The organism is Streptomyces sp. NPDC051822 (assembly GCF_044452745.1).
In the GTDB taxonomy this organism is placed as follows: Bacteria; Actinomycetota; Actinomycetes; order Streptomycetales; family Streptomycetaceae; genus Streptomyces.
In genome coordinates, this window is sequence record NZ_JBITBZ010000005.1 from 163,560 (window position 1) to 187,534 (window position 23,975).

Genomic DNA, 23,975 nt, shown 5'->3' on the forward strand with positions numbered 1-23,975 from the left:
GTTGCGGTACGGCTCCGGGGTGGGGCTCCCGGGGAGGGGCGTCGGCCCGCGGAGTCGTACCGCATCGTGGTTCTTCCCTGCTGTGCTGCGCCCCGCCTCTACTCCTCGCCGGCCAGGGTGAGTCTGCTGAGCTTGTGGCCGGCGAACCAGGTCGCCACGACCGTGACCGCCGCGAGGAGCGCCACCGCTGTGGGAAGCGCGACGTCGGAGGTGATCAGGCCGTCGCCGGTGACCTTCTGCGCGAGGGCCAGTGCCCACTGCTGGACGCTGAGGGTCCGCGCACCCGCGATCAGGGAGCCGAAGAGGGTCTCCCAGACCAGTGCGTAGACCAGGCCGATGACCACCGCGTGCCGGCTGACCGTGCCGAGCAGCAGGAACAGCGCGCTGTACGCGATGGAGGCCACCAGGGCGGCGACCGTGTAGGCCACGGCCACCTGCTGCCCGTTGCCGTTGAGGATGAACCCGGCGAGGAACGTCGGCACCGCCGAGAAGACCATGGTCACGGCGATGGCCACGATCAGCTTCGTGAAGATGATCGAGGAGCGCTTCACCGGCTTGGACAGCAGGTAGACGATGGAGCCGTCGTCGATCTCCGGCCCGATCGCGCCCGTTCCGGCGATCACGCCGATCAGCGGCACCATCGTGGCCAGCGCGAAGCCGCCGAGGACATCGGCCGCGACCTGGTCGTCCGCGCCGTTGAAGGCGCGCACGGCCGCCGCGATGACCAGCAGCATGGCGGGCAGCAGGAAGAGGATCAGGGCCCTGCGGCGGCCGAGGAGGGCCCGGTAGGTGAGCCGGGCGACTGTGGGGTTGTACATCGGTCAGGCTCCTTTCAGGCCGCGACGAGGTACGAGAAGACCGATTCGAGGGACTCGTCCGAGGGCGAGACCGTCAGGAGACGGATCCCCCGCTCCCGCGCGACCCTGGGCAGCAGCTCCGTGAACCGTCCGAAGTCCACCGCCTGGACCCGCAGACCGCCGTCCCCGTGGTCGACCTCGATCCCGGCCGTGGACGGGTCGGCGATCAGCGCCGCGGCGAGCGCCCGGTCGTCGCTGGAGCGGACGAGGTAGCGGTGCGGCCGGTCCGTCATCAGCCGGCGGATCTTCCGGAAGTCTCCCGAGGCCGCGTGACGTCCGGCGACGATCACCTCGATGTGGGAGGCGAGCTGCTCGACCTCCTCCAGGATGTGCGAGGAGAACAGAACCGTGCGGCCGTCCGCGCCCATCCGCCGCAGCAGGTCCATCAGCTGCATGCGCTGGCGCGGGTCCATGCCGTTGAACGGCTCGTCGAGCAGGAGCACGGACGGCTCGTGGACGAGGGCCGAGGCCATCTTCACGCGCTGCCGCATGCCCTTGCTGTACGTGGAGATCTTGCGGTCCTGCGCGTACTCCATCTCGACGGTGGCCAGGGCCCGCTGGGCCTCCTTGGCGCCGAGACCCTGCAGTTCGGCGTTGGCCAGGACGAATTCGCGGCCCGTGAGGAAGTCGTACATCGCCTCCCGCTCGGGCACGACGCCGATCTCGCGGTAGACGGACTCGCTTCCCCAGATCGTCTGCCCGTCGAGGGTGACGGTGCCGGTGGAGGGGTCGAGGAAGCCGCCCATCATGTTGATCAGGGTGGACTTCCCGGCGCCGTTGGGCCCGAGGAGGCCGGTGACCCCGGGGCCCACCGTCATCGTGACGTCGTTCACGGCCACGACGTTTCCGAACCAGCGGGAGGCGTGGTCGATGTGGAGCGTGGTCACAGCCCGACCTTTCGGTAGCGGCGCATCAGGATGCCGTACGAGGCGGCGATGAGCGCGAGGACGACGAGCACGTAGATCACGCCGGCACCGGTGCTCGGACCCCCGAGTTCGGGAAAGCCGGGAGGGGCGCCCAGGAAGGTGCTCTGCACGCCGTCGATGAGTGTCATCGGTGAGAAGAGGCCGAGCCACTGGATGGCGCCCGTGTTGTCCGTCGCGAAGGCGATGCCCATGAGGGTGGAGACCGCGCCGTACGAGACGGTCAGGACGGCGATCACGGCGGCGACGCCGAAGCCGCGGCGCGGGGTGAGGGCCGCCAGGACGAGTCCGATGCCGCCGAAGAGCACCGAGAGCAGCGCAACGGAGACCAGCCCCTGGCCGAACATCTTGGTCTGCTCGGCGAAGTCCATCTTGGCGAGCAGCGAGCCGATCCAGAGGATCAGCAGCGGGGTGGCGGTGAGGATGAAGAGGGCCGAGGCCATCGCGCCGAACTTGGCGAGCACGTAGTCCGCGCGCTCGATCGGCCGGGAGAAGTACAGCGGCACGGTCCTGAACCGGAGGTCGCGGGAGACCGACTGCGGCGCCTGCGAGGCCAGGTAGATGCTGATGACGACCTGGAGGAAGATCGCGTACTGCGTGTACTCGATGGAGAGTTTGGACTGCTTGGTGACGACGGCGACCGCGACGATGATCAGCGCCGGGATACACATCACCGCGAAGAGCAGCATCGGCAGCACCTTGGACTTGGCGCTGCGGCCGAGTCCGTAGGCGCCGCGCAGCGACTGCGAGAACAGCGACCTGCGCGCGTACGCCCGGCCGAGGCGCGGGCCGTCGTAGCTCCGATAGCCGATGTTGTGGATCTGGGTCGTGTCGGGAGCGGCCTGGGAGGGCTGGGGGGTCTGGGTGCTCATCGGGCCGGCACCTCCTCGTGCTGCGGGGACGCCTCGGGCCGGAAGACCTCGGCGATGTGGTGGCGGCGCTGCTCCATGCGGACGAGTCCGAGGCCGAGGCCGGCGACGGTGTCCCGCACGAGGTCGTACGTCTCCTCGCCCGGCGCGTCCAGGAGCAGGATGTGGCCTGCGCCGGGGAGTCCCTCCTCCACGCCCGCGTGGATCGTGACGCCCGCTTCGGCGAGGGCCGCGCGGAGCGCCGCCGTGCCGTCGGCGTGGGTGTCGGAGTCGGTGACCTCGACCGCGAGCGTCGTGGTGGTCCGGGTGAAGTCGCTGGTGGAGCTGGAGCGGAGCAGCTTCCCGCCGTCGATGACGACGACGTGGTCGCAGGTGCGCTCCAGCTCGCCGAGCAGGTGCGAGGTGACGAGGACGGAGATGCCGAAGTCGGTCCAGACCCGGCGGATCAGTCCGAGCATCTCGTCGCGACCGACCGGGTCCAGACCGTTGGTCGGCTCGTCGAGGAGCACCAGCTTCGGGTCGTGGACCAGGGCCTGGGCGAGCTTCACCCGCTGCTTCATGCCGGTCGAGTAGCCGCCCATGGGGCGGTACCGCTCCTCGTACAGACCGACGTGGCGCAGGGTGTCGGCCGTCCGCTCGCGGGCGGCGGTCGGGGGCAGCCCGGACATCCGCGCCATGTGGACGACGAACTCGGTGGCCGAGACGTCCGGTGGGAGGCAGTCGTGCTCCGGCATGTATCCCACACGCTCACGGATCTCGGCGCCGGACGTCTGGACGTCCAGGCCCAGGACCTCGGCGCGGCCCTCCGTGGCGGGGGAGAGGCCGAGCAGGATCTTGATCATGGTGGACTTGCCGGCTCCGTTGGCACCCACGAGTCCGGTCACACCGGGCCCGATGTCCAGGGAGAGCCGGTCAAGAGCGGTCACCCGGGGGAACCGCTTGCTGAGGCTTTCGGTCGCGATCACAGTCACGCCTTCGACGGTAGTGGTGTGCGCCACAGCGGTCGTCAGCCCAACGGCTCGATCCGTCTCCGACCATAGGAGTACAAGCCAGTAGGGGAGTCGAGACGAAAGTCTTTCCCCGAGGTCGGCCGCCGGACTTTTCCACAGGCCCGCGCCCGACCCCTTGACGTAGCCGTCGGGCATTGTCACATTCATCGATGGCAGGTTACGGACGCGTAGTGCGATCAGGCGCTCACACGGGACGGCGGGTGGCATGGCCTCGGCAGTGACAGGGGAACTCTCCGCGGAGCTGCGGGGTTTCAGGGAAGTACAGCGGCTCTCCTACGAGTGTGCGGAAGCCGTCGCGGGGCAGCTCAAGCCTGGCGTGACCGAGCGCGAGGCCGCACGGATGCAGCGGGAGTGGCTGTACGAGAGAGGGGTGCGGGACTGGTTCCACCGGCCCTTCGCCTGGTTCGGCGACCGCACGGCCTTCGTGGACTTCAGGATCCCGTTGCAGTTCTTCCCGACGAACCGGCGCCTTGAGGCGGGGATGCCCTTCATCCTCGACATGGCTCCGGTCCACCGGGGATACACGGCCGACATCGGCTACAGCGGCTGTCTGGGCCTGAACCCCCTGCACGACAAGCTGCTCGCCGATCTCAAGGACCACCGCGAGCTGATCCTGCGCGAGGTGCGCGAGCGCCGCACCCTTCGCGAGATCTACCAGGACGTGGACCGGCTCATGGTCCGCCAGGGATACGCGAACCGGCACCGCGCCTATCCCTTCGGCGTCATCGCCCACAAGATCGACCGGGTGAAGGAGCGCCGGTGGTCCCCGACGCTCTTCGGGTTCGGGACACAGGCGCTGAAGGGCCTCGCGAGCGACACCATCCACGGCCATCGGGACGGCTGGTCGCCGCTCTGGTCGCCGTACAAGTTCTCCGACCACCCGCCGAAGCCCGGCCTGTGGGCGGTCGAGCCGCACCTCGGATTCCGGGGGACGGGCGCGAAGTTCGAGGAGATCCTGGTCGTCACCGACTCCAGGGACCCCGAGCAGAGCGCGTTCTGGCTGGACGACGATCTGCCGCACGTGCGGCGCTGGAACGAGGGGACGGTCTGATGGCGGAGTTCGGTGGAGTGACGGGACCGACGGGCCGAACGGGACAGACGAGCCAGACGGGGCAGGCGGGACCGACGGGGCTCAAGGGCGCGCGGGAGCGCTGGGTCCGTACGGGCGGGATCGAGCTGTGCGTCGCGGAGCTCGGCGAGACGGACAGGCCGACCGTCCTCCTCGTGCACGGTTACCCGGACTCCAAGGAGGTCTGGTCGGAGGTCGCGGGCCGGCTCGCCGAGGATTTCCACGTGGTGCTGTACGACGTCCGGGGCCACGGCCGCTCGACCGCGCCGGCCCCGCTGCGCGGCGGCTTCACCCTGGAGAAGCTGACGGACGACTTCCTCGCGGTCGCCGACGCCGTCAGCCCGGACCGCCCGGTGCACCTCGTCGGCCACGACTGGGGTTCGGTGCAGTCGTGGGAGTTCGTGACCGTCCCGCGCACCGAGGGCCGGATCGCCTCCTTCACCTCGATGTCGGGACCTTCCCTCGACCACTTCGGGCACTGGATCAAGCAGCGGATGACCCGGCCCACCCCGCGCCGGGTCGGCCAGCTCCTCGGCCAGGGCGCCAAGTCCTGGTACGTGTACATGCTGCACACGCCCGTGCTCCCGGAGCTCGCCTGGCGCGGGCCGCTCGGCAGGCGCTGGCCGAAGATCCTGGAGCGCGTCGAGAAGGTGCCGGCCGGTGACTATCCGACGCCGTCGCTGCCGAGCGACGCGGCGCACGGCGCCTGGCTCTACCGGGACAACGTCCGCGCGCGGCTCGGCAGGCCGCGCACGGACGCGTACGCGCACGCGCCCGTGCAGCTGATCACGCCGACCGGTGACGCCTTCCTCTCCGAGCGGCTCTACGACGACCTGGCTACCTGGGTGCCCGACCTGACCCGGCGCACGCTGCCGGCGAAGCACTGGGTGCCGCGCACCCGGCCGGACCAGCTGTCCGCCTGGATCGGCGCGTTCGTCAGGGCCAACGAGGAACCGGCGGCCAAGGCGCCGGGACCCGTCACGGCGACGGCGGCGAAGAACGGGGTGAAGCCGGAGTACGCGGAGCGGTTCGGCGGCCAGCTGGTCCTGGTGACCGGCGCGGCCAGCGGCATCGGGCGGGCCACCGCCTTCGCCTTCGCGGAGGCCGGCGCCCGGGTCGTGGCCGTGGACCGGGACGGCGAGGGCGCGGTGCGCACGGCGGAGATGGCCCGGCTGATCGGCGCGCCGGAGGCCTGGGGCGAGACCGTCGACGTCGCCGACGAGCAGGCGATGGAGAAGCTGGCCGCCAAGGTGGCGAGCGACTACGGGACCGTCGACGTGCTCGTCAACAACGCGGGCATCGGGCTCACCGGCTCCTTCTTCGACACGACGAGCGAGGAGTGGAAGCGCGTTCTCGACGTCAACCTGTGGGGTGTGATCCACGGGTGCCGTGTCTTCGGGGCGCAGATGACCGCGCGCGGCCAGGGCGGCCACATCGTGAACACCGCGTCCGCCGCGGCGTTCCAGCCCTCCCGGGCCCTTCCCGCGTACAGCACGTCGAAGGCGGCGGTGCTGATGCTCAGCGAGTGCCTGCGCGCCGAACTGGCCGACCAGGGCATCGGGGTGTCCGCGATATGCCCCGGCATCGTCAACACCAACATCACGGCGACCGCGCGGTTCGCCGGGGTCACCGACGAGGCGGAGGAGAAGCGTCGCCAGAAGAAGGCGTCGCGGCTGTACGGCCTGCGGAACTACCCGCCGGAGAAGGTCGCGGACGCGATCCTGGGGGCGGTCCTGCACGACCGCGCGGTCGTACCGGTGACGCCGGAGGCCCGGGGCGCCCATTTCCTGTCCCGGCTGAGCCCCGGAGCACTGCGGGCCCTCGCACGCTGGCAGCCGCCGGCGTAGGGAGCGGGCGCGTCAGGTGCGGTTGGGTTCGGGTCGGGTTGAGTTCGGGGTGGCGGCCGTACGATCCCTCCCAGGAGGGGCCCCGCGCCGGCGGGGTGGAGCGAGCGGTCGGTGGGAGCGGGTTTGTCCGAGCAGTCAGCACAGCCGGAGTACCGGATCGAGGATCTCGCCCATCACAGCGGGGCCACGGTCCGGACGATCCGCGCCTACCAGGACCGCGGCCTGCTGCCCCGCCCGGAGCGCCGGGGCAGGTCGAACGTGTACGGGGACGCGCACCTCGCGCGGCTCCGGCAGATCGCCGACCTCCTCGACCGGGGCTACACCCTGGCCTCGATCAAGGAGCTTCTGGAGGCCTGGGACACCGGTCGCGGTCTCGGCGGGGTGCTCGGTCTGGTCGCGGAGGTCCACGGGCCGTGGACGGACGAGGAGGCGGACCGGATCTCCCGTGCGGAGCTGGACGCCCGCTTCGGCGGCACGCCGGACGAGGAGGCCATCCGGGAGGCCGTCGAGCTGGGCGTACTGGAGCGCCTTCCGGACCGGGAGACGGAGGAGTACCTCGTACCGAGCCCCCAGGAGCTCGCGGTGGCTGCCGAGTTGTATGCGGCGGGGGTTCCGCTCGCGGCAATCACCGGCCATCTGCGGGAGCTTCGCGATCACGTGGAGCACATCGCGTCCCGCTTCCTGGAGTTCACGACCGAGTACGTCTTCGCGCGCTATCTGGAGCACCGGCCGCCGACGGACGCGGACGCGGCCGAGGCGGCGACCATGGTGCGACGGCTCCGGCCGCTCGCCCAACAGACGGTGGACGCGGAACTGGCCCGGGCCATGCGCCTGTTGGCCACACGGCATCTGCAGCTCCATCTCTCCCCGGAAGCGACGGAGGTGAAGGACGACGAGCCGCGTCCGGTCCCCCTTCCGGCCGCGACCGTACGGGCAGTTCAGGATCTGGTGGGTCCGGAAGGAGTCGCGTCCTTCGTCGCGGCCGCTGCGGAACGAGAGGTTCACAAAAGGGCATTGGACACCCTTGTCTCAAATAGGCCAATAGTGGACCAGCTTGGTCAATCCACCTGATATCAAAGCCTCGTTGTCCACAGAATCGCCAACTGGCCTGTGGATAAGTCGCTTTGGTTGTGGACCAAACCTGTGTACCAAAATCAATGGTCGGAAGATCCGGGCTCCGGCATCCTGACGGAATGACCCGACAACAACCGCCGGACGAGCGCCGCACGGTGAAAGTCTCGAAGTACCTCTCCAAGCACCTGCGCCATCAGCCCGAGCGCATCGGCCTCGTGCTCGACGCCCACGGCTGGACCGAGATCGACGCCCTGCTCGGCGCCACGGCACGCCACGGCTTCCCGATCACCCGCGAGGAACTCGACCACGTCGTCGCGACCAACGACAAGAAGCGCTTCGCGATCGAGGGCACCCGCATCCGGGCCAGCCAGGGCCACACCGTCGACGTGGACCTGGACCTGCCGACCGCGGAACCACCCGCGTACCTCTACCACGGTACGGTCGCGGCCCACCTCCCCGCGATCCGGGCTGAGGGCCTGCGCCCCATGGCCCGCCACCATGTGCACCTCTCCCCCGACCGCGAGACCGCGACCCGGGTCGGCGCGCGCCGCGGACGGCCGGTCGTCCTCGGCGTCGACGCCGGCGCCATGCACCGGGCCGGACACGTCTTCCGCGTCAGCGCCAACGGAGTCTGGCTGGCCGACGCCGTCCCCCCGGAGTTCCTGCGCTGCCCGGAATGAGCCCTGCCCGGACGAGCCATACGGCATGATCGTCCGCATGGCACACTCCCACCTGCCGAGCACCGAAGCCGCCGTCACCGCGATCCGCGAGATCGCCCAGGAGTTCGGCCTGGAGATGACGGTGACCGACGACATCGGGGCGGACCGGACGTCCCGGCGTACCTCCTCCGGCGCGTTCGCCGTTCTCGACCCGGACGGCTCGCTGCCGCATGAGGCCTACGTCGAACTGGGCGGATCCCCCTCCGTCACGGTCCAGGTCTTTCCCGAGGACGATGCCAGGATCACCGTCGACGGCATCGAGTTCGCGGACGTACCGTGCGACGCCGTCCCCGCGTTCCTCCGCTCGGTCCACGGCGGCCTCGCCCATGTGAAGGGCCGCTTCTTCCCGCCCGGCTGGTGGCTGATCGTTCCCCTGCCCGGCGACGAGACGTACAAGGAACTCGTCCCAGGCGCCTCACTCACCGGCTGGATGAACAGCCGGGTCCGCTGATCGCCCGTCCTCGCGGGCTGGTGCCATACACCGGCGCGCGTATTGTGGCGAGATGCGTCTGAGTACCGTGATCCTCCCCATCCACCGATGGAGCGAGGGGCAGAAGAAGTGGCGGCGGGCCGAGGAACTCGGCTTCCACGCCGCCTACACCTACGATCACCTGTCCTGGCGGACCTTCCGGGACGGCCCGTGGTTCGGGGCGCTGCCCACGCTCACCGCGGCGGCGACGGCCACCGAGCGGATCCGGCTCGGAACGCTCGTGACCTCGCCGAACTTCCGGCATCCGGTGACCCTCGCCAAGGAGCTGATGTCGCTCGACGACATCTCCGACGGGCGGATCACACTCGGCATCGGCGCGGGCGGCAGCGGCTTCGACGCCACCGCGCTGGGTCAGGAGCCGTGGTCGCCGAAGGAGCGGGCCGACCGGTTCGGCGAGTTCGTGGCGCTGCTCGACCGGCTCCTCACCGAGGAAGCGGTGACGGAGCGGGGCACGTACTACGCGGCGGACGAGGCGCGGAACATCCCCGGCTGCGTCCAGCGCCCCCGGCTGCCGTTCGCCGTTGCCGCGACCGGGCCGCGCGGGCTGAAGCTGGCCGCCCGCTACGGGCAGGCGTGGGTGACGACCGGTGACCCGAAGCTGTTCGACGAGGGCACTCCGGAACAGTCGGTGGCGGCGCTGGCCGCCCAGATCGAGAAGCTCGGCAAGGCGTGCGCCGAGACGGGCCGCGAGGTGAACGATCTCGACAAGGTCCTGCTGACCGGCTTCACCCCGGACCGGAGCAGGCCCCTGGAGTCCGTGGACGCGTTCGTCGACTTCGCCGGACGCCACCGCGAGCTGGGCTTCGACGAGATCGTGATCCACTGGCCGATCCCGGACTCCGATTTCGCCGCCGACCAGGCCGTCTTCGAGCGGATCGCCACCGAGTCGCTCGCCCAGCTGGGCTGAGCGCAGGAACTGCCCCGGGCCGGTGGCCCCGGCATGACGGGCCCCGCACGCCCACCGCCCGGCGGATCAGGCGATCCGCCGGGCATGGCCCCGCCACAGGGCCAGCAGGACCGGGGAGCCGACCGGTTCCGGACCAGCCGCACAGACGTCGAAGTGGCTGACCCGGCACGTGTCGGACGGCACGGCGGACCGCAGATTGACCGCGGTTCCGTCCCCCGCGACGCGCCAGCGGCTCCCCGCCGGGACGACACCCGCTCTCAGCTCTCCGGGCTCGATCATGATCCAGCGGCCCCGCACGGTGCGGTGCCACTCGGCGCGCGCCCCGCACCGCCGACAAGCAGCGCCGCCCGGAGGCGCCACGTCGACGGACCGCGCCCTCTGCACCGGGACGCCAGGGTGGCGAACCGCGCAGGTCACGGGGTCGACCAGGCCTGCCAGAACGTCTCCCACGAGCACCGGGTCACGCGCCGGCAACCCCGCTCCGACCCCCTCGCAGCCCGGGCACAGGAACATGCCGAGGCTCGCGACCCACGTCCCGTACGGCGCGCCGCAGGAGTCGCATTCATCGCTTCGCCGGCCCGAGCCCATGCCCCGCCCCCTCGAGAAGCCATCAGCTCTCAGGGATCTTCCCCGTCGTTCCGAAAACGAACGGACGTTTACGGCCACGTCGGGGCGTACACACCGGCCGCGGACACGACACCACGGCGGGATCGACCGGCATTGTCCGCTCACTCATATGTGCGGCTCCCCGCACGCCCGTGCGTCCGGTGCGGAAGAATGGTGCGGTGACCTCTCCCCGTGCCCCGCGCACCTCCGCCCCGGCGCCCCGGCTGATCGCCACCGACCTCGACGGCACGCTGCTGCGCGATGACAAGTCCGTCTCCGAGCGCACGGTCGCCGCCCTCGCCGCGGCCGAGCAGGCCGGAATCGAGGTCTTCTTCGTCACCGGCCGCCCGGCCCGCTGGATGGACGTCGTCAGCGACCACGTCCACGGCCACGGTCTGGCGATCTGCGCCAACGGCGCCGCCGTCGTCGACCTGCACGCCGGAGGCACCTTCCTGGAGGTCCATCCGCTGGAGCGGCCGATCGCCCTCGACGTCGTACGGGCACTGCGCGCCGCCGCGCCCGGGACGTCCTTCGCGGTCGAGCTGACCACCGGCATCCACTACGAGCCGCAGTACCCGCCCTTCTTCCTCGACCCCGGCGCCACAGTCGCCACCGCCGAGAAGCTCCTCTTCGAGGAGGCGCCCGGAGCCGCGGCCCCGGTCCTGAAGCTGCTCGCCCAGCACCCGGAGCTCGACCCCGACGTGTTCCTGTCGATGGCCAGGGCGGCCGCCGGGGAGCGGGCCTCGTTCACCAGGTCCAGCCCCAACGCCCTCATCGAGATCAGCGCGCTCGGTGTCTCCAAGGCCTCCACCCTGGCCCTGTGCTGCGCCGAGCGCGGCATCACGGCGGACGAGGTCGTCGCCTTCGGCGACATGCCCAACGACATCGAGATGCTGACCTGGGCGGGCCGCTCGTACGCGATGGGCAACGCCCACCCCGACGTGCTCGCCGCCGCCTCCGGCCGTACGGCCGGCAACAACGAGGACGGGGTGGCCGTCGTCATCGAGCAGCTGGTCGCCGAGGCGCTGAACGCCGCCGACGACCGGACCGACCGGCTTTAGGACGCACCACGGCTCCTGACCGGTTCAGCCGCCTGCCGGTCTCAGAGCGGGGCCTCCCACACCACCGTCGTACCGCCCCCGTCCTCCCCGATCCCCGGCCCGCACCAGCTCGCGCCGCCCAGCGACTCGGCCCGTCGCGCCAGGTTGCGCAGACCGCTGCGCCGCCCGCCCGCCGGGAGGCCGATGCCGTCGTCGGCGACCGAGAGCCGTACTCCGGCGGAGCCGTCCGGCAGGGTGACGCCGGCGTCGACGGCGACCTCGATCCGGCTCGCCTCCGCGTGCCGGAAGGCGTTGGAGAGCGCCTCGCGCAGGGCGGCGATGAGGTTCTTGCCGGTGAGGTCGCCGACCGTCGAGTCGATCGCGCCGAGAAAGCGGTGCGCCGGCTTGAAGCCGAGCGGCACGGCGGCCATGTTGATCTCCCGCAGGACGCGGGTACGCAGCCCCGACGGCGCCTCGGCGGGTCCCTGCTGGAGCGCGAAGATGGCCGTACGGATCTCCTGGATCGTCACGTCGAGCTCGTCCACCGCCTTGCCCACGCCCTCGCGCACGGCCGGCACGATCGACCTGCGCTGGGCGCTCTCCAGCATCATGCCGGTGGCGAAGAGACGTTGGATGACGAGATCGTGCAGGTCGCGGGCGATCCGGTCGCGGTCCTCGTACACGGCGAGGCGTTCCCGGTCCCGCTGTGCGTCGGCCATCATCAGGGCGAGCGCCGCCTGCGAGGCGAACTGGGTGGCGAGCGTCCGCTCCGCCTCCGAGAACTGACGGGCGCCCCGTACCCGTGGCGTGGCGAGCGCGCCGAGCACCCGACCGCCGCTCTGCAGCGGCAGCATCATGCTCGGGCCGTACGGAGAGGTCAGCCGGCTGATCATGCGGGGGTCCGTCGACGCGTCCGCCACGAAGACCGCGTCCCCCTCCAGGAGCTGTCGCACCACCGCGCTCTCGGGCGGGATCACCACGCCCAGCGACTTCGTGGGCCGGGGTGAGGACACGGCCACGATCTCCAGGCCGCCGTCCTCTGCGGGCAGCAGCACGATCCCCGCGTCCGCGGCGGCGAGGCGGCGGGCCTGCTCGGCGACGACCGTGAGGGCGTCGTCCGCGTCACCGCCGGAGAGCAGTGCGGTGGTGACGGCGACCGAGCCGTCGATCCACCGCTCGCGCTGCCGGGCGGCCTCGTAGAGACGGGCGTTGCCGATGGCGATCCCGGCCTCGGTGGCCAGCACGCGGACCATGTGCAGGTCGTAGTCGTTGAACTCGCCGCCGCCGCGCTTCTCCGCGAGGTACAGATTGCCGAAGATCTCGCCCTGGACCCGGATGGGGACGCCGAGGAAGGTCCGCATCGGGGGGTGTCCCGGCGGGAAGCCCGTCGAGCGTGGATCGGTGGACAGGTCGGCGAGCCGGATGGTCCGGGGTTCGCGGATCAGCGCGCCGAGGAGCCCGGCATGGCCGTCGGGGCGGCGCCCGATCAGGCGGGCCACGTCCTCGCCGACGCCGAAGGTGACGAAGTCGGAGAGGCCCTTGCCCTCCTCGTCGACGACGCCGATCGCGGCGTAGCGGGCGTCGGAGAGCTCGGCGGCGGTCTCGCAGATGCGGTCGAGGGTGGAGTGGAGTTCGAGCCCGGTTCCGACCGAGCGCATGGCCTCCAGGAGCTGCGGTACGCGGGCGGTGAGCTCCGTGGACAGCCCCTGGAGGCTGCGGGTGGCCTGGGTGGCGGCTTCCAGGGGGTCCGGGGCGTCGGACGCTGCGGCGGTCATGACCTTGAGCCTAGTAAGTCCTATTTGGCGAGAAAAGTCGGCCGTCCTGTGCCGGCCTTCGTGGAGGTGGCGAGCAGGTCGGTCTCCCGCTCCTGCTCCAGCATCCGGCGCAGCGGGCCGTCCGCTTCGGCCAGTTCCGCGTACGGGCCGCGCTGCACGGTGCGGCCCTCGTCCAGGACCAGTACCTCGTCGACCGCGTCGAGACCGTGAAGCCGGTGGGTGATGAGGAGGGTCGTACGGCCCTCGGTGGCGCGGAGCAGATCGTCCGTGAGCGCGTCGGCGGTGGCCAGGTCCAGGTGCTCCGCCGGCTCGTCGAGGACGAGGACCGGGAAGTCGGCGAGGAGCGCACGCGCGAGTGCCAGGCGCTGCCGCTGACCGCCGGAGAGCCGGGAACCGTGCTCGCCCACCAGGGTGTCGAGCCCCTCCGGAAGTCCGTCCACCCAGTCGAGCAGCCGGGCCCTGCGCAGCGCCTCGCGCAGTTCCTCGTCGCTCGCTCCGGTGCGGGCGAGCCGCAGGTTCTCGCGGACCGAGCTGTCGAAGAGGTGCGCGTCCTGCGCGCAGAGACCGACGAGGCGCCGGACCGCGTCGCCGTCGAGCTCCCAGGCGGGCACTCCACCGAGCCGGTACATGCCCTGTTCCACGTCGAGGAACCGCAGCAGCACCTGGGCGAGGGTGGTCTTGCCCGAGCCGGACGCACCGACGACCGCGACCCGGCGCCCGGCCTCCAGGGTGAGCCGGAAGTCGGCCAGCGCCGGCCGCTCCTGCCCGGCGTGACGGGCGGAGAGCCCGGCCAGCTCCAACGGGAACGGGCTCGCCGGGGGAGTCTCGGGCGTGGCCGACTCGTGTACGGGTACGGGGGCGTCGAGCACCTCGAAGACCCGCTCGGCGCTGTGCTCGACGCGCTGCCGGTACTGCACGGCGAGCGGCAGCCCGGTGACGGCCTCGAAGGCGGCGAGGGGCGTGAGGACGACCACGGCGAGGGCCACCCCGTCGAGCCGCCCGTCCCGTACGGCCTGGACGCCGACGACCGCGGCGGCGACGACCGTCAGGCCGCAGACGAGAGCGGACAGCCCGGCACCGAGCGCGGTGGCCGCGGACTGCCGGGAGGCGATGCCGGTGAGGGCCCGGTCGGCGGTCCGCGCCTGGTCCGTCCTGTCCCGCAGCGCACCGGCCACCGTCAGCTCGGCGCAGCCGTGGAGCAGATCGGCCACGGCGGTCGCCAGGGCGCCGCGCGCGGGCGCGAGCCGTCGCTCGGCCCGGCGGGCGAGCGCCCCACCGGCGGCCGGTACGAGGACCCCCGCGGCCAGCAGGCCCACGGCGAGAACGGCGCCCGCCTCGGGCAGCAGCCAGGCGGTGAACCCGACGGAGGCGACGCCCACGACCAGCGCGGCGCCCGCCGGGAGCAGCCAGCGGAGCCAGTAGTCCTGGAGTGCGTCGACGTCCTGGACGAGCCGGGCGAGCAGGTCGCCGCGGCGCGTGCGGCGCAGCCCGGCCGGGGCGATCCGCTCCAGGCGTCGGTAGACGGAGACGCGGAGCTCGGCGAGCATGCGGAGGACGGCGTCGTGCGAGACGAGCCGCTCGGCGTACCGGAAGACGGCCCGCCCGATACCGAAGGCGCGCGTGGCGGTGACGGCCACCATCAGGTAGAGCACGGGCGGCTGTTCGGAGGCGCGTGAGATGAGCCAGCCGGACACGGCCATGAGCCCGACGGCCGAGCCGAGGGCGAGGCTGCCGAGCAGCAGCGCGAGCGCCATCCGCCCCTTGAGCTCCCCGGCCATGCGGCGCACGCGGGTGAGGAGCGGCCCGCCGGTCGTGGGCGGCTGTTCCGCGAGGGGCGCTGTGTACGGGCGCGCGTCGGCTCGCCCGTCCGCGCCGGTGTCGGCGCCGCGCCGGAGGGTCACACCGGGCGTCTCCGGCCGGACCGTCCCCGCGTCCTGCGGCGCACCGTCCGACTCCAGGGTGACCACCCGGTCCGCGACCGCCAGCAGCGCCGGCCGGTGTACGACCAGGAGCACGGTCCGCCCCGCCGCGAGGCGGCGGACCGCGTCGACCACACCCGCCTCGGTCTCGCCGTCGAGTGCGGCCGTCGGCTCGTCGAGCAGCAGCAGCGGCCGGTCGGCCAGGAAGGCCCGGGCCAGCGCGAGGCGTTGCCGCTGTCCCGCCGAGAGTCCGGCACCGTCCTCGCCCAGGGCCGTGTCGAGCCCCAGGGGCAGCCCCGTGACGAACCCGTCCGCCCCTGCGTCGCGCAGGGCCTCCCGTACGGCCTCGTCGGTGGCGTCCGGGCGGGCGAGCCGTACGTTCTCGGCGACCGTTCCCGCGAAGAGGTACGGGCGCTGCGGCACCCAGGCGATCCGGGACCGCCACTCCTCCAGGTCCAGCGACCGCAGGTCGACACCCCCGACCCGTACCGAACCGCCGTCCTCCGGCACCGCGAACCCGAGGACCACATCGAGCAGGGTCGACTTGCCGACCCCGCTCGGGCCGACCAGGGCCACCGTCTCGCCAGGCTCGACCGTCAGCGTCACCGCGTCGAGGGAGGGTGCGGCCCGCCCTGCGTGCCGCACCGTCACCCCTTCGAGCTCCAGCCTGAGGGAGTCCGGGGCGGCGCCCGTGCCACCCTCGCGTACGGGCTGCTCCAGGACGTCGAAGATCCCCTCCGCCGCCGCGAGTCCCTCCGCCGCCGCGTGGAACTGCGCTCCCACCTGTCGCAACGGCAGGTACGCCTCGGGGGCCAGGATCAGGATGACGAGCCCGGTGTACAGGTCCAGGTCGCCGTGCACGAGCCGCATGCCGATGCTCACGGCGACGAGCGCGACCGACAGCGTCGCGAGGAGCTCCAAGGCGAAGGAGGAGAGGAAGGCGATCCGCAGCGTGCGCATCGTCGCCCGGCGGTACTCCGAGGTGATCTCGCGGATCGACTCGGCCTGGGCCTTCGCCCGGCCGAAGATCTTGAGGGTGGGAAGCCCGGCCACGACGTCCAGGAAGTGGCCGGAGAGCCGGGAGAGCAGCTTCCACTGCCGGTCCATCCGGGCCTGGGTGTACCAGCCGATGAGGATCATGAAGACCGGGATGAGCGGCAGGGTGACGACGATGATCGCGGCCGAGACCCAGTCCTCGGTGACGATCCGGGCCAGGACCGCCACGGGCACGACCACCGCGAGACCTAGCTGAGGCAGATAGCGGGCGAAGTAGTCGTCGAGGGCGTCCACGCCGCGCGTCGCGAGGGCGATCAGCGAGCCGGCCTTCTGGCCGCTCAGCCAGCCAGGACCGAGCGCGGCCGCCCGGTCGAGGAGCCTGCCACGGAGTTCGGACTTGACCGCCGCGCTCGCCCGGTGGGCGGCCAGTTCGGTGAGCCAGGAGACGAGGGCCCGCGCACCCGCGACGCCCGCGAGCAGCAGCACCGCGGTGGTCAGGTCGGAAACCGCCTGGCCCTTCTGGAAGGCCCCCACCACGATCTCGGCGATGAGCATCGCCTGGGCGATGACCAGACCCGCCCCGACGAGGCCGAGGAGCACCACGGCGATCAGGAAGACACGGGTGGCCCTGGCGTACCGGAGCAGGCGTGGATCGATCGGTTTCACGTGAAACATGCTCCCCTGTGGAGGGCCGGCCGGGGCGTGCCCGGCGGATCACGGCCACAGCCGCTGCCGTGATCCGCCGGATGTGTCCTAGGGTCTTTCGCTTGGATCAGGCCCCGCGAGCCCGGCATGATCCCAACGAGGGGCCCTAGTGGGCGTCGGCGATGTGCTGGGTGCCGATCCGCTTGCGGAAGACCCAGTAGGTCCAGCTCTGGTAGAGCAGCACCAGCGGGGTCGCGACCGCCGCGCACCAGGTCATGATCTTGAGCGTGTACGGGCTCGACGACGCGTTCGTCACGGTAAGGCTCCACTCGGGGTTGAGCGAAGACGGCATGACGTTCGGGAAGAGCGCGAGGAAGAGCATCGCCACGGCCGCGGCGATGGTGACCCCCGAGAGCCCGAACGACCAGCCCTCGCGCCCCGCCTTGATCGCCGTGATCGCGCCGACCAAGGCCAGCACGGCGACGAGCATCACCGCGAGGCTCCACCCGTTCCCCGTGTCGAGCTGGGTCCAGACCAGGAAGCCGAGCGCGAGCACCGCCGTGACGAGGCCCAGCCGGAACGCGAGCGCGCGGGCCCGCGTCCTGATGTCACCGATCGTCTTGAGCGCGGCGAAGACCGCACCGTGGAAGGTGAAGAGGGTGAGCGTGACCAGCCCGCCGAGGAGCGCGTACGGGTTGAGCAGCTCCCAGAAGCCGCCGACGTACTCCATTTCCGCGTCGATCTTCACGCCCCGGACGATGTTGCCGAAGGCCACACCCCAGAGGAACGCGGGGATCAGCGAGGTCCAGAAGATCGCCTGCTCCCAGTTGCGCTGCCAGTTCTCCTCCGGCCGCTTCGCCCGGTACTCGAAGGCGACGCCCCGGATGATCAGGCAGACCAGGATGATCAGCAGCGGCAGGTAGAAGCCGGAGAAGAGCGTCGCGTACCACTCGGGGAACGCGGCGAAGGTGGCGCCGCCGGCCGTGAGCAGCCACACCTCGTTGCCGTCCCAGACGGGTCCGATGGTGTTGATGAGGACCCGCTTCTCGGCCCGGTCACGGGCGAGCAGCTTGGTCAGGACGCCGACCCCGAAGTCGAACCCTTCGAGGAAGAAGTAGCCGATCCAGAGGACGGCGATGAGTACGAACCAGACGTCGTGGAGTTCCATGCCTCGATCTCCTCAGCCTCAGTACGAGAAGGCCATGGGGCGGTCGGGGTCCCGAGAGTCCCCGCCGATCTTGGTGGGCGGGTTGAGGTCGTCCTCCGTGAGCTCCGGCGGTCCCGCCTTGATGTACTTCACGAGGAGCTTGACCTCGATCACGGCGAGGACGGCATAGAGCGCCGTGAAGACGATCATCGAGGTGAGCACCTCGCCCGTCGTGGTGCCGGGGGAGACCGCGTCCCGGGTGCGCAGCACGCCGTAGACGACCCAGGGCTGACGGCCCATCTCGGTGAAGATCCAGCCCCAGGAGTTGGCGATGAGCGGGAACGCCATGGTCCAGAGGGCGATGATCCAGTACCACTTGCCCAGGCGGGGGCTGAGCGCCTTCCGCTTGAACAGGACCAGGTTCGGCACCTCGTCCTCACCGGTCCGCATCCCGGGCGCCAGCATGAACTTCCTCCGGGTCAGCCAGAGGCCGATCATGCCGATCGTCAGCGAGGCCATGCCGAAGCCGATCATCCAGCGGAAGCCCCAGTAGGCGACGGGGATGTTGGGCCGGTAGTCGCCGGGGCCGAACTTCTCCTGCTCGGCCTTGTTGATGTCGTTGATGCCGGGGACGTACGAGTCGAAGTCGCCGTTGGCGAGGTAGGACAGTATCCCGGGGACCTCGATGGCGACCGTGTTGTGGCCCTTCTCGACGTCGCCGTAGGCGAAGATCGAGAAGGGTGCGGGCGCCTCGCCGTCCCAGAGTGCCTCGGCGGCGGCCATCTTCATCGGCTGCTGCTTGAACATGACCTTGCCGAGCATGTCACCGCTGATGGCGGTGCCGAGGCCGGCGATGATCAGGGTGATCAGACCGAGCCGCAGCGAGGTCCGCATCACCGGGATGTGCCTCCTGCGGGCCAGGTGGAAGGCGGAGATGCCGACCATGAACGCACCGCCGACCAGGAAGGCCGCCGTCATGGTGTGGAAGAACTGGGTGAGGGCGGTGTTCTGGGTGAGCACCTGCCAGAAGTCGGTGAGCTCCGCCCGGCCGCGCTCCTCGTTGATGCGGTAGCCCACCGGGTGCTGCATCCAGGAGTTGGCCGCGAGGATGAAGTACGCGGAGAGGATGGTGCCGATCGACACCATCCAGATGCAGGCGAGGTGGATCCGCTTCGGGAGCTTGTCCCAGCCGAAGATCCACAGACCGATGAAGGTCGACTCGAAGAAGAAGGCGATGAGCGCCTCGAACGCGAGCGGTGCGCCGAAGATGTCACCGACGAACCGGGAGTAGTCGGACCAGTTCATGCCGAACTGGAACTCCTGCACGATGCCGGTGACGACACCCATGGCGATGTTGATCAGGAAGAGCTTGCCCCAGAACTTGGTCGCCCTGAGGTACTTCTCGTTCTCCGTTCGCACCCAGGCGGTCTGAAGCCCGGCCGTGAGCGCGGCGAGCGAGATCGTCAGGGGGACGAAGAGGAAGTGGTAGACGGTGGTGATGCCGAACTGCCAGCGCGCCAAGGTCTCTGGCGCCAGAGCGAGGTCCACCTCGTTTTCTCCTTACATCGCCGTGGTCACATCGGCAGTTTGCCCCGTTAATCCCACAAATTAGGGGACGAACCGGGACACGCTTGTGAACGCGTTCACATTCACAAGCTATTATCACTCATACGAAATCCGTATGAGGTCCCGGGGTCCCCCCATGGAAAGACCCCCGCGGGCACAGGGCTCGCGGGGGTCTCGGACGCGTAGGGGTCAGCCTTCCTTGCGGAAGCCCTCCGCCGCCTTCAGGAACAGGTCGTTCGCCTCGGTCTCGCCGATCGTGACGCGCACGCCCTCGCCCGCGAACGGCCGGATCATCACACCGTGCCGCTCGCACTCAGCGGCGAAGGCCGCCGTCCGCTCGCCGAGCCGCAGCCAGACGAAGTTCGCCTGGGTGTCCGGCACGGTCCAGCCCTGCTCCACGAGCCCCGCGTGGACGCGCTCGCGCTCCGCCACCAGCGAGCCGACCCTGCCGAGCAGCTCGTCCTCGGCCCGCAGCGACGCCACCGCCGCGTCCTGCGCCAGCTGGCTCACGCCGAACGGCACCGCCGTCTTGCGCAGCGCCGCCGCCACCGGCTCATGAGCGACCGCGAAGCCGACCCGGAGACCCGCAAGGCCGTACGCCTTGGAGAACGTACGCAGCACGGCGACGTTCGGCCGGTCACGGTAGAGCTCGATGCCATCCGGGATATCGGCGTCACGGACGAACTCGCGGTACGCCTCGTCCAGCACGACCAGGACGTCGGACGGCACCCGGTCGAGGAAGCGCTCCAGCTCGGCCCGGCGCACCGCGGTACCCGTGGGGTTGTTGGGGTTGCAGACGAAGATCAGCCGCGTCCGGTCGGTGATCGCCTCGGCCATCGCGTCGAGGTCGTGCACCTCGCCTTCGGTGAGCGGCACCTGCACCGAGGTGGCCCCGCTGATCTGCGTGATGATCGGGTACGCCTCGAAGGAACGCCAGGCGTAGATGACCTCGTCGCCGGGGCCCGAGGTCGCCTGGAGCAGCGACTGCGCGACACCGACGGAGCCGGTGCCCGTGGCCAGGTGGGAGACCGGCACGCCGAAACGGTCGGCCAGCTCCTCCATCAGACCGGTGCAGGCCATGTCGGGGTACCGGTTGAAGTTCGCGGCCGCGGCCAGCGTGCTCTCCATGACGCCCGGCAGCGGCGGGTACGGATTCTCGTTGGAGGACAGCTTGAAGGCCACGGGACCGTCCGCGGCCGCCGGCCTGCCCGGCTTGTACGTGGGGACGCCGTCCAGCTCGGCGCGCAGCTTCGGGCCCGTGCTCGTCCCGCTGGTCTCGCTCACAGTGTGGCCTCCTCGACCGTCCATACCGCCAATACTCCTCACCTTAAGAGGATTCCCCTCCGCTGCGAATGGGCTGTGGACAACAGGAGGGACACGCTGTGGACACGGCCGCCCGAAGCGGCCCGGAGAGGGGGGAGCGCGCACTTGGGTGGCGCGCGCCGGTGGCGAGCGCGGTGGCGCGCATCCCCCGTAGAGGTGAGTTGAGACCTCTTCGAGACCTCGCCCCCTCGCCAGGTCGACACCGTTCGACAGCCTCAGACCCCATGCCGAAAGCCTTAACTGCCTTGGATTCACCGGCCATTGAGCCTGAGTTGCCATGCAGAAACGTGCCTGTCAACGCCTGCATATGCGACCGTCTCGACCGCCCCTCATCGCCCTACTATCGGCTCGCCATGACAGCAGCAGGGAAGCACCAGGTGAGCCGGGCACAGACCCGGGGAAGCCGGCAGGGCCGGGCAGGCATCCGGGACGTGGCCGCCGCCGCCGGGGTCTCCATCACGACTGTCTCCGACGCGCTCAACGGCAAGGGCCGACTCCCCGACGCCACCCGACGTCACGTTCGCGAGGTCGCCGACCGGCTGGGCTACCGCCCATCCGCGGCGGCCCGGACGCTCCGCACCGGGAAGTCGGGACTCATCGGCCTGACCGTGACCACGTACGGGGATGAACCTTTCACCTTCACCGAATTCGCGTATTTCGCGGAGATGGCCAGAGCAGCCACATCGGCGGCGCTCGCGCGGGGCTACGCCCTGGTCATCCTCCCCGCCACCTCCCGACATGACGTCTGGTCGAACGTCGCCCTCGACGGCACCGTCGTCATCGACCCCTCCGACCACGACCCGGTCGTCACCGAACTGGTCCGCCAGGGCCTGCCCGTCGTCTCCGACGGGCGTCCCGCCGGCACCCTTCCGGTCACCGCCTGGGTCGACAACGACCACGAAGCCGCCGTTCTCGACCTGCTCGACCACCTCGCCGCCGCCGGCGCCCGCCGCATCGGCCTCCTCACCGGAACCACCACCGACACCTACACCCGCCTGTCCACCACCGCGTACCTGAACTGGTGCGAACGCGTGGGCCAGGACCCCGTCTACGAGGCCTACCCGGCGCACGACCCGTGCGCGGGCGCCGTCGCGGCCGACCGGCTGCTCGCCCGACCGGACCGGCCCGACGCCGTGTACGGCCTCTTCGACCCCAACGGAACCGACCTCCTCGCGGCCGCGCGCCGCTACGGACTGCGCGTCCCGGACGACCTGCTGCTGGTCTGCTGCAGCGAGTCGACCGTCTACGCCACCACCGAACCGCCCATCACGACGCTCTCGCTCAAACCGCGCCGGATCGGCACGGCCGTCGTCCAGCTCCTCATCGACGCCATCGAGGGGATCGACACCGACGGCCCGGTCGAGCAGGTGATACCGACCGAACTCATCATCCGCACCTCCTCGCAGCGCCGTCCGCCCCGCACGACGGTCAGCCCACCGCGCCAACCCGCGAAGGACTGATCCCGCCCGACACGCCTCACCGGTTCCGCCGTCCCCGCCCCTGCCCGTGGGCGAGGACGGCGAAACCAGCCACCGAACCGGCCTCAACCCTGGACTCGACCTTCTCAATTCGGGCGAAACAACCGGTGAACCCGGAGTGGACCCGGATTCACCACCCCTGGTGCGTCACACAGGCGGACCCTCATTCCTATGATGGGCGCACGACACCGCGGACCTCCCCGACCAGGCCGGTCCGCGATGTGCAGGGCATCGCGACGGTGGTGGAGGGGTCCATGACTCAGGGGGCCGGGCAGGAGCCCGTGGTGCGCACGGCGACATTGCGTGACTTCCGCGTACCGCCGTACGCCCGCGTGCCCGTACAGGGCCATGCCACCGAGCAGGGCCATGCCACAGAACCGACGTCCACGGAGCCTCTGCCGGTGCCCGCGCCGACCGAGCACCCACCCGCTCCCGCACCACCGCGAACGGCACCTGCCGCCCCTGTCGCACCCGCGGCACCCGCCGCACCCGCGACAGCCGCCGCGCCCGTGCCGCCGCAGGCCGCACCCGCCGTGCCCGCGGGCCCGCCCGCGCCCACCGCGCCCATGCCCGCCGAGCCGACGCTCCACCTGGGACACCGTCCCAGCCCCGCGTACCCCGCGGCGGCCGGCTCCTCCATCGTCTCCGTCGCCACCGGCCACCCCGGCAACGCCTTCCCCGGCGCCGGGATGCCGGACGGGTACACCCCGACCGAGCGCGACCTCCCGGTCATCAAGCGCGGCGACACCGTCCAGGTCCCGGTCACCCCCGAACCCGCCACCGCGGCCGAGCCCGCCGCCGCGAGCGGCGAGGGACCCGGCCCGCTCTACGTCGTCGGCGACGTCCACGGCTACCTCGACGAACTCGTCGCCGCCCTGCGCGCCCAGGGGCTCATCGACGAGAACGGCGGCTGGGCCGCGGGCAACGCCCGCCTCTGGTTCCTCGGCGACTTCACCGACCGGGGCCCCGATGGCATCGGCGTCATCGACCTCGTCATGCGGCTGTCCGCCGAGGCCGCCGCCGCCGGCGGCTACTGCAAGGCCCTCATGGGCAACCACGAGCTGCTGCTCATCGGCGCCAAGCGCTTCGGCGACACCCCGGTCAACTCCGGGGCGGGAACCGCCACCTTCCAGGCCGCCTGGCTGCTCAACGGCGGCCAGAAGCACGACATGGACCGCCTCCAGGACGTCCACCTCCAGTGGATGTCCCGGCTCGACGCCGTCGTCCGGGAGGACGACCACCTCCTCGTGCACTCCGACACCACCGCGTACCTCGACTACGGCGCGACCATCGAGGACGTCAACGACACGGTCCACGAGATCCTCAACCGGAACGACGCCGACGAGGTCTGGGACGTCTTCCGCAAGTTCACCAAGCGCTTCGCCTTCCGGGACGAGGGCGGCCCGCAGGCCGTCCAGGAGCTGCTCTCCACCTACGGCGGCCACCGGATCGTGCACGGCCACAGCCCCATCCCGTACCTCCTCGGCCAGGTCGGCGCGGAGGAGGGCGAGGACAGCGCGGGCCCGGTCGTCGACGGACCGCACGTGTACGCGGACGGTCTGGCGATCGCCATGGACGGCGGAGTGACCATGGCCGGAAAGCTGCTGGTCGTCCAACTCCCCCTGAACGGCTGACGCATAACGCTGCGCATCCGGGGAAGGCGAATTCCGGAAACACCCTGTCAGCGCGTGGCACGACCGCAATACCATCGGGGT

Annotated in this window: 19 protein-coding genes; 9 read left to right on the forward strand and 10 right to left on the reverse strand. The window is 71.0% G+C overall.

Annotated features, from left to right (window positions below; genetic code table 11):
* Positions 1–98 precede the first annotated feature (98 nt).
* From ACIA8N_RS18165 to ACIA8N_RS18180, 4 genes are read right to left on the reverse strand one after another with little or no spacing between them, the layout of a single operon-like run.
* Positions 99–818 (reverse strand): ABC transporter permease subunit, encoded by a 720-nt coding sequence (locus ACIA8N_RS18165; RefSeq protein ID WP_365776579.1) that lies wholly within the window; start codon positions 816–818, stop codon positions 99–101.
* A 14-nt stretch (positions 819–832) separates the two neighbouring features.
* A complete protein-coding gene (locus tag ACIA8N_RS18170) occupies positions 833–1,744 on the reverse strand; it encodes an ABC transporter ATP-binding protein (RefSeq protein WP_030549710.1) in 912 nt (303 codons plus the stop codon).
* Entirely contained in the window at positions 1,741–2,652 is a 912-nt protein-coding gene (locus ACIA8N_RS18175; RefSeq protein ID WP_365776581.1) for an ABC transporter permease, read from the reverse strand. Before ACIA8N_RS18175 ends, ACIA8N_RS18170 begins: the two co-directional genes overlap by 4 nt.
* A complete protein-coding gene (locus tag ACIA8N_RS18180; protein ID WP_365777611.1) occupies positions 2,649–3,614 on the reverse strand; it encodes an ABC transporter ATP-binding protein in 966 nt (321 codons plus the stop codon). Before ACIA8N_RS18180 ends, ACIA8N_RS18175 begins: the two co-directional genes overlap by 4 nt.
* A 250-nt stretch (positions 3,615–3,864) precedes the next feature.
* Here ACIA8N_RS18180 and ACIA8N_RS18185 point away from each other — a divergent pair, with 250 nt between their 5' ends.
* From ACIA8N_RS18185 to ACIA8N_RS18210, 6 genes are all read left to right on the forward strand, one after another.
* On the forward strand, positions 3,865–4,710 hold the full coding sequence (locus ACIA8N_RS18185) for a M24 family metallopeptidase (protein WP_365776583.1): 846 nt from the start codon (positions 3,865–3,867) through the stop codon (positions 4,708–4,710).
* Positions 4,710–6,575, forward strand: coding sequence for an SDR family oxidoreductase (locus ACIA8N_RS18190; protein WP_365776585.1), 1,866 nt, complete (start codon positions 4,710–4,712; stop codon positions 6,573–6,575). The genes ACIA8N_RS18185 and ACIA8N_RS18190 overlap by 1 nt, the downstream gene beginning before the upstream one ends.
* Before the next feature lie 123 nt (positions 6,576–6,698).
* The gene (locus ACIA8N_RS18195) at positions 6,699–7,646 is read left to right on the forward strand and encodes a MerR family transcriptional regulator (RefSeq protein WP_365776587.1); all 948 of its coding nucleotides are present in this window, start codon (positions 6,699–6,701) and stop codon (positions 7,644–7,646) included.
* A 122-nt stretch (positions 7,647–7,768) separates the two neighbouring features.
* Positions 7,769–8,329 (forward strand): RNA 2'-phosphotransferase, encoded by a 561-nt coding sequence (locus ACIA8N_RS18200; protein ID WP_365776589.1) that lies wholly within the window; start codon positions 7,769–7,771, stop codon positions 8,327–8,329.
* A 37-nt stretch (positions 8,330–8,366) separates the two neighbouring features.
* A complete protein-coding gene (locus tag ACIA8N_RS18205; protein ID WP_365776591.1) occupies positions 8,367–8,819 on the forward strand; it encodes a hypothetical protein in 453 nt (150 codons plus the stop codon).
* 52 nt (positions 8,820–8,871) lie between these two features.
* On the forward strand, positions 8,872–9,765 hold the full coding sequence (locus tag ACIA8N_RS18210; protein ID WP_365776593.1) for an LLM class flavin-dependent oxidoreductase: 894 nt from the start codon (positions 8,872–8,874) through the stop codon (positions 9,763–9,765).
* A gap of 66 nt (positions 9,766–9,831) precedes the next feature.
* On the opposite strand, the gene ACIA8N_RS18215 is transcribed toward ACIA8N_RS18210, so the two are convergent.
* Positions 9,832–10,353: a DUF6083 domain-containing protein gene (locus tag ACIA8N_RS18215; protein ID WP_365776595.1), complete on the reverse strand. Its 522-nt coding sequence runs from the start codon at positions 10,351–10,353 to the stop codon at positions 9,832–9,834.
* A gap of 197 nt (positions 10,354–10,550) precedes the next feature.
* Here ACIA8N_RS18215 and ACIA8N_RS18220 point away from each other — a divergent pair, with 197 nt between their 5' ends.
* Positions 10,551–11,432, forward strand: coding sequence for a Cof-type HAD-IIB family hydrolase (locus ACIA8N_RS18220; RefSeq protein WP_365776597.1), 882 nt, complete (start codon positions 10,551–10,553; stop codon positions 11,430–11,432).
* Positions 11,433–11,473: 41 nt separating this feature from the next.
* On the opposite strand, the gene ACIA8N_RS18225 is transcribed toward ACIA8N_RS18220, so the two are convergent.
* From ACIA8N_RS18225 to hisC, 5 genes are all read right to left on the reverse strand, one after another.
* A complete protein-coding gene (locus tag ACIA8N_RS18225) occupies positions 11,474–13,186 on the reverse strand; it encodes a GAF domain-containing protein (protein ID WP_365776599.1) in 1,713 nt (570 codons plus the stop codon).
* Between the two features lie 20 nt (positions 13,187–13,206).
* Entirely contained in the window at positions 13,207–16,767 is a 3,561-nt protein-coding gene (gene cydD / locus ACIA8N_RS18230) for a thiol reductant ABC exporter subunit CydD (RefSeq protein WP_365776601.1), read from the reverse strand.
* Between the two features lie 145 nt (positions 16,768–16,912).
* Positions 16,913–17,914 carry a cytochrome d ubiquinol oxidase subunit II gene (gene cydB, locus ACIA8N_RS18235; protein WP_365776603.1) on the reverse strand — a complete coding sequence of 334 codons (1,002 nt, stop codon included), beginning with the start codon at positions 17,912–17,914 and terminating at the stop codon, positions 16,913–16,915.
* 18 nt (positions 17,915–17,932) lie between these two features.
* Positions 17,933–19,441, reverse strand: a complete 1,509-nt coding sequence (locus ACIA8N_RS18240; RefSeq protein WP_365776605.1) for a cytochrome ubiquinol oxidase subunit I — start codon at positions 19,439–19,441, stop codon at positions 17,933–17,935.
* 207 nt (positions 19,442–19,648) lie between these two features.
* Positions 19,649–20,743 carry a histidinol-phosphate transaminase gene (gene hisC / locus ACIA8N_RS18245; protein WP_365776607.1) on the reverse strand — a complete coding sequence of 365 codons (1,095 nt, stop codon included), beginning with the start codon at positions 20,741–20,743 and terminating at the stop codon, positions 19,649–19,651.
* Between the two features lie 392 nt (positions 20,744–21,135).
* Here hisC and ACIA8N_RS18250 point away from each other — a divergent pair, with 392 nt between their 5' ends.
* Both ACIA8N_RS18250 and ACIA8N_RS18255 read left to right on the forward strand, forming a co-directional pair.
* Complete coding sequence (locus tag ACIA8N_RS18250) at positions 21,136–22,242, forward strand: LacI family DNA-binding transcriptional regulator (protein ID WP_365776609.1); 1,107 nt, start codon at positions 21,136–21,138, stop codon at positions 22,240–22,242.
* Positions 22,243–22,514: 272 nt separating this feature from the next.
* The gene (locus ACIA8N_RS18255) at positions 22,515–23,894 is read left to right on the forward strand and encodes a metallophosphoesterase (RefSeq protein WP_399416658.1); all 1,380 of its coding nucleotides are present in this window, start codon (positions 22,515–22,517) and stop codon (positions 23,892–23,894) included.
* Positions 23,895–23,975: the final 81 nt, after the last annotated feature.